Raw genomic sequence first — 5,956 nt, 5'->3', positions numbered from 1 at the left:
CAAGGCTTTGCTCCTACAAGGTTGAGCGCATAATTGCATCTTAGCTCAACTGGTATTCTGTTTGATAGAAACCGCCTAATACAGTTTAAATTCATCTTATCATTTATCGATCTCCAACTCAAAACTATGCCCAGAGCTGTATTTAGCTATAGCTTTTTCCCGAGATTAACTATTGAGATTCATTAATGTTTCTTAATGCAAATGGTGGCGATCGCGCGTGCTAAGTTGGAATTAGCTGACTACTACAGTCCGATTGGTTTATACTTATGACATTAATCCGCTAAGCTGGGAAAATACCGCTGATGTCGGTGAGTCCAATCGCCTCTAGAAACTCTAGGGGTGGTGTTTTGTTGTCTACAAATAATGAGGTGAACATGGCTAAGCGCCGTAACCAAAAAAAAGAAAAGGCGCTACGGAATCAGGCATATGCCCGTAAGTTTCGTAAACGTGCAACTACGGGTCGGATGCAGAATCGTAGAAATCAACCTCAACCACAGGCTGAGGAAGATGAGGATACAGCAGCTAGTAACTAAGACCAGTTAACAGTTATCAGTTATCAGTTATCAGCCACAACCAAGCTTTCTGTAAAGAACAAAGACCCTGGTTCTTATTTACAATCTCGGTTGCTGACACAGTGTAAAAATGTTGCATGTAACGTTTTTACACTGGTCACTGGTCACTGGTCACTGTTAACCAAAGCTAGTCATGCTTTTGACTAAAAAGCCAATAAAAATCCCGATCAGCAAAGCCCATACTTGCCCTGTTTGGATAAAGTGATCGAAAGCTTTCTGCCATTGACCTAGCAGATCTGGATCTTTGATACTTTGAGCTAGCGTACTATGCCAAGGCAAGTGCCAAAGTATTTGAGACATAGAACTCAAAACTTGAGTGTAGTGGGAAAACCACGTAGTGAGTGGAAGAACTGAACCGACAACCATAACGAGTCAATCTCCTAGCTGAGTATTTGCCTTCTCAAGGCAGCATAAGTTCATGACTGTCGTAACACATAGAATTGGTAGTGACCAGTATCAGTGACCAGTGACCAGTGACCAGTTATCAGTGAAGAAAGGGAGCGGGAGGAAGAGAGCTGAGGGAGTTGAGGAAGCGCAAGGTTGCGCTCGGGAGCAAGAGCTGTCAACCAACAACCAACAACCAACAATCAACAACTACCAATTACCAACTACTAGTTGATTCGCATCACTACTAATGTCATATCGTCTTTATTTTGGTTAGTTGCGCCACTGATGAATTTGTGAACTTGAGCGAAAAGATATTCGAGAATTGCTTGGGGGTCTTGACAGTGGCGACAAGCAAATTTGAATTCGCCTTCTAGCCTTTCTTCGTCAAAGCGATCGCCTCTTTGATTAGCAGCATCAGTAAACCCGTCTGTATAGTAAATAATTGTGTCTCCTGGTTCTAACTGAACTTGAGCATCTTCGTAATTGCTATGAGCTTCAAGCCCGATCAACATGCCCTCTAAAGTATCTAAGCGCTTCACTGTTTTTGTAGCTGCTTGCCATAATAAGGGCGGATGATGGGCTGCATTACTGTAAGTCAACCTGCGCGTCTGTGGGTTGTATTCTGAATAGAATAAAGTGACAAAACGATGGGAATTTTCTAAATCGGTATACATGACCCGATTCAAATGCTGCAAAATTCGAGCTGGAGAATGTTCGTTTAATGCCTCAGCGCGCAACATTCCCCGCGTCATAGTCATGATGAGTCCGGCTGGAACCCCTTTGCCCATCACATCACCAATTACTAAGCCCCAGCAACTATCAGGGTTGCTACTTTTACCGTCTGCTTGATTCAAGTCGCGCTCGATCGGGATGAAGTCATAGTAATCTCCGCCAACGCGGTTTGCTGGCTGACATCTCGCCGCTAGAGATACCCCAGGGACGTTAGGACATTGGCGAGGTAAAAGTCGTAATTGAATTTCTGCGCCAATTTCTAACTCGCGGTCTAGACGCTCTTTTTTGCGTAGTTCTACTTTTAGTTCGTCATTTTCAATTGCTACTGCTGTTTGATCGGCAACAAGTCGGACTAACTTCTGTCTGGTTTCCGTCCAAGTATATTCGGGATCGCTGCTAAAGACGTATAGTCGTCCCCGTTCTGCCTGCTTGACTAAAATTGTCGTACCAAATAACTGTATTTGCGATCCTAAGTGATGGCTGACTTGAGCATCTAAAGTTGCCGTAGCAGGAACGATTTGGGCTGTTGTAAGTGCAGTGGTGACGGCACTCGTGGCTGTTTCTAAAGCTTTACGGATTTGTTTGCGTTGGTGAATATCTTGGCAGTGTAGCTTTTCCAAGCTCACCTGACCGTTGGATTTGTAGAGGAACAATACCCCGCCGTCAGCATCCGTTACCCGTGTTGCTATTAACGGAATTAGTTCGAGAAACTGATTCAAATTATTGAAGCTCCTGAGGGCAAATCCCAAGGAACTTAGCAAATCTTGTACCTTATTCTGTTCCCGATACAGGCGCGCCACTAGTTCTTTGAGCGCTACAACTGGGTTAACATCAGTAGCGGCGCTGCTAGTTCGATCGGTGGGTTGGAAGGGCGGTTGAGGCACAGACACGGGTTTAGTTTTATTATGTTAGAGAGTAGTCGTGAGCCATCAAGTTAGGCAGTAAGAGTCATAGAACCAATAGCTAAGTAGTTTAGCAATGTCTTTTGAAGGATATACCTACAGCTACACTAAAAAAAGTGTGTTTTACCCCCTTTTGCTCCTGTTAGTATAGATTCTTTGACAACAATGTAGCTGAAAAAATGTTAATTTTAATTTTGGATTTTACTAAAACTAAGTTAGTTGCTGCATTTTATGACTTTTACGCATAAGCAGAAGCGATAGGTTAAGTTGAGATATCTTAACTTAAAATTCAATACAGTTGCTGTCGAAGTATTACTGAATTTAGAGGGAGTAGGCAGTAGGGAATGAACAGGTGAATTCTTCCTTGTCTTCCTTGTCCCCCTTGTCTTCCTTGTCCCTTAGTTTTCTCTTTCTTCCCCCAACCCCTAGTTACGTTCCGATCAGTGCTTCTACAAATTCGTAGCTAGAAAAAGGACGCAGATCTTCGATGCCTTCTCCAGCGCCGATGAAGCGAATTGGGAGATTGAGTTGCTGCACGACTGCTAGAGCCACGCCACCCTTAGCCGTGCCATCAAGTTTAGTTAAGACTACACCGCTGAGCTGAGCGGCTTGAGCAAACACTTCTGCCTGTCGCAAGCCGTTTTGTCCCAGGGTAGCATCGAGGACGAGTAAAGATTCTACACGGGCATCGGAAGCTTTTTTATCGACGATACGACGAATTTTACTCAGTTCGTCCATCAAGTTTTTCTTGTTTTGCAGTCTCCCAGCTGTATCGACGAGTAGTAATTCTGTGTTGCGTGCTTGTGCGGCAGCGATCGCATCAAATACCACTGCGGCTGGATCGGTATTTTTACCAGGGTTGGCAATCACTTCGACATTGCTCCTTGCGCCCCATACCTTCACTTGTTCCACGGCAGCGGCGCGGAAGGTATCTGCTGCCCCAATTAGGCAGTCGTAGCCGGACTTCTGCGCGATATGGGCGAGTTTACCGATAGTTGTGGTCTTACCTGCCCCATTGACTCCGGTAATTAACCAAATATTGAGTCTATCTTTTTCTGGAACAAAAACAGGGCTGCAATTTTGCAGGGGGCGATCGAGCATATCTCGGAGAATCTTTTTCAGATAAGCGATCGCGGCATCTGGGGGTAAGGCTGCTTGCTTGATCTGATTTTGCAAAGCTTCGATGATGTAATCCGTCGCTTCCACTCCAACATCCGCTTGCAGCAGCAGAGCCTCAATTTCCATCACCGCTGCTTGGTTCAGCGGTCCTTGACCGACAATTGATTTTAACTGGTTGACAATGTTACGGCGCGTTTTGCCTAAACCCTGCCGCAGCTTTTTCAACCAAGTAATTTCTTCGAGCGAAATATCTTCTGGTCGCCGTCCTTGCGCCGCCAGAACCTCTGCCGACCACAAAAATCCTTCATCAAAAGCAAAGTCAGGAGCTAAGTCAGTATCGGCTGTAGGTGTAGTAACTTCTGTTGCCGTCACTGGCTGTAATACTTCTGGTTCTGGTTCCTCGATCGCAGTTGCCTTTAGCCTCTCCAACCTTGCCTGACGCTCTGCTTCTGCTTTTGCCCAAAAAGGTACGCTCGCTGTTTCCTCCGGCGCAGTTGCTTCTGGTGTTATTTCCTCTGCCGCTGTTTCCTCCGGCGCAGTTGCTTCTGGTGTTATTTCCTCTACGATCGCTGATGCTTCTGTTGTAGCTATTTCCTCAGTCGAGATCGGTTCTGCTAGCGTCGCTGTTTCTGCCGTAACTGGCTCTTCCGTCTTGACAAGTCGCTCTACTTGTGTATCTAAAGCTTCTGCTTCGGATTCCGCTAACTCAGCAGCTTCCTCAGCTCCCTCAGTTTCCTCAGCTCCCTCAGCTCCCTCAGCTCTCTTTTCTGGAGCTTGCTGCTGCCTTTCTTGAATACTTTTATAGGCTGCTTTAGCAAAGCTGAGATAATCTACTGCTGCATCTTGAGCCGATTGTTCCTGGGATACGTCTGCTGGTTGCTCCGGTGCTGGAGTAGCAGGTTGCTCCTCTTGTGGAGTAGAAGATTCATCGTGTTTGCGGCGGAACCAGTTAAAAGGCATTGTCAGTTATCAGGGAACAGGGAACAGGGAACAGGGAACAGGGAGCAGGGAGCAGGGAGCGCACGAGCAGTCACTGTTGACTCTTGACTTCCGACTTCCGACTTCCGACTTCTTTTTGTTTTAAGCGATCGGTGACGCGGCGCAAAACGCCGTTGATAAATTTGTATCCTTCGTCTCCACTGTACCGCTTTGCGAGTTCTACTGCTTCATCGATCGCGACACTAACCCGATCTTGAAAACCTAAAAATTCAATTTCGGCTACTGCAATCCGCAGGATATCGCGATCGATCCGCGCCAGTCGATTTAATTGCCAGTCTACTAGAGCCTGTTCTAAAATTTCATCAATTTCAGCTCGGTTTTGATTGACTGTATTCACAAGTGTTAGTGCGTAACGGCGGACATCAAAATTTGGTTCTGCTGCCGTGGCTGATTGGATCGTCTCTGGTAGTTGCATGGCTGTAGCAAGGCGATTGATTGCACTTTGAGTCAATTGAATCCCATCCTGCAACATAGCTCTGGCTGTTTGGACATCGTTAGCACGGGTTTCGCTCGTCAAGAGGCGATCGTTTGCCCGCTGAACTTCTCCAGAAGCCGTCTCTAGAGCATCTTCTACTTCCGTTGTCAAAGTTCTGACGGCTGCAACTAACAAATTAGATAGTTGTTGCGCTTCCAATTTTTCTGAGGAATTAGGCAGTTGGCTCAAACTAAGCAGAGCCAATTCGCGAGCAATACTTCGTGCTTTCATTATTGGAAGGGTAATTGGTAGTTGGTAGTTGGTAGTTGGTAGTTGGTAGTTGCTCGGCAGTGACTGACAACTGATAACTGTTCACTGATTAATCGCTTGTCCTTGGCGATCTAGCAAAAGTGGGGGTAGGGGCGCATTGGGGGAAACAATACCACCAGAGATAATGACTTTAAAGGCATCTTCAACGGACATGGATAGGTCGATCGCTTCGTCTGCTGGAACAATGGCATACCATCCGGTGGTTGGGTTGGGGGTTGTGGGAATAAATACGCTCAGCATCGGGCGATTCATGTGAGATTGAATTTCATGACTCATAATCCCAGTGACAAAGGCGATCGCCCATATACCCCGCCGAGGATACTCTATTAGAATAACGCGCCGAAACTTCCCATTAGAATCTTTAAGCAGGGTTTCGAGCAATTGTTTTAAGGTTTTGTAAACTGCTCCAGCTAAGGGAATGCTTGTAATAATTGTTCTCCGAAATCGAGCAGCCAGCGTCCGGCGATATTGCGTGCCATTAAGCCGATCGCTAAAATGCA

6 protein-coding genes and 1 pseudogene are annotated in these 5,956 nt (G+C 46.0%); 2 read left to right on the top strand and 5 right to left on the bottom strand.

Annotation, left to right across the window (positions count from 1 at the left end; all coding sequences use genetic code 11):
- Positions 1-374 precede the first annotated feature (374 nt).
- A complete protein-coding gene (locus DSM107010_RS40705) occupies positions 375-533 on the top strand; it encodes a hypothetical protein (RefSeq protein WP_165587649.1) in 159 nt (52 codons plus the stop codon).
- Between the two features lie 156 nt (positions 534-689).
- Here DSM107010_RS40705 and DSM107010_RS36340 read toward each other — a convergent pair whose 3' ends face one another.
- Entirely contained in the window at positions 690-872 is a 183-nt protein-coding gene (locus tag DSM107010_RS36340) for a hypothetical protein (protein ID WP_041463045.1), read from the bottom strand.
- A 187-nt stretch (positions 873-1,059) separates the two neighbouring features.
- Here DSM107010_RS36340 and DSM107010_RS42660 point away from each other — a divergent pair, with 187 nt between their 5' ends.
- On the top strand, positions 1,060-1,191 hold the full coding sequence (locus DSM107010_RS42660) for a hypothetical protein (RefSeq protein WP_277871367.1): 132 nt from the start codon (positions 1,060-1,062) through the stop codon (positions 1,189-1,191).
- On the opposite strand, the gene DSM107010_RS36335 is transcribed toward DSM107010_RS42660, so the two are convergent.
- From DSM107010_RS36335 to DSM107010_RS36320, 4 genes and pseudogenes are all read right to left on the bottom strand, one after another.
- On the bottom strand, positions 1,184-2,581 hold the full coding sequence (locus DSM107010_RS36335; protein WP_041462442.1) for a PP2C family protein-serine/threonine phosphatase: 1,398 nt from the start codon (positions 2,579-2,581) through the stop codon (positions 1,184-1,186). The two genes, DSM107010_RS42660 and DSM107010_RS36335, sit on opposite strands and share 8 nt — an antisense overlap.
- A gap of 441 nt (positions 2,582-3,022) precedes the next feature.
- Positions 3,023-4,672, bottom strand: coding sequence for a signal recognition particle-docking protein FtsY (ftsY, locus tag DSM107010_RS36330; RefSeq protein ID WP_127025296.1), 1,650 nt, complete (start codon positions 4,670-4,672; stop codon positions 3,023-3,025).
- Between the two features lie 70 nt (positions 4,673-4,742).
- Positions 4,743-5,417 (bottom strand): transcription antitermination factor NusB, encoded by a 675-nt coding sequence (nusB, locus tag DSM107010_RS36325; protein ID WP_015154360.1) that lies wholly within the window; start codon positions 5,415-5,417, stop codon positions 4,743-4,745.
- 81 nt (positions 5,418-5,498) lie between these two features.
- Positions 5,499-5,944 (bottom strand): annotated as a pseudogene (locus DSM107010_RS36320) (DUF502 domain-containing protein).
- Positions 5,945-5,956: the final 12 nt, after the last annotated feature.

The sequence above is a fragment of the Chroococcidiopsis cubana SAG 39.79 genome (assembly GCF_003991895.1).
Taxonomy (GTDB): Bacteria; Cyanobacteriota; Cyanobacteriia; order Cyanobacteriales; family Chroococcidiopsidaceae; genus Chroococcidiopsis; species Chroococcidiopsis thermalis.
The sequence above is the reverse complement of the archived record's forward strand: the minus strand, read 5'-3'. Positions and strand labels throughout refer to the sequence as shown.

Coding starts and splice junctions, on each gene's coding strand:
- nusB (WP_015154360.1), bottom strand. CDS start 5,417: ATGAAAGCACGAAGTATTGCTCGCGAATTGGCTCTGCTTAGTTTGAGC.
- DSM107010_RS36340 (WP_041463045.1), bottom strand. CDS start 872: ATGTCTCAAATACTTTGGCACTTGCCTTGGCATAGTACGCTAGCTCAA.
- DSM107010_RS40705 (WP_165587649.1), top strand. CDS start 375: ATGGCTAAGCGCCGTAACCAAAAAAAAGAAAAGGCGCTACGGAATCAG.
- ftsY (WP_127025296.1), bottom strand. CDS start 4,672: ATGCCTTTTAACTGGTTCCGCCGCAAACACGATGAATCTTCTACTCCA.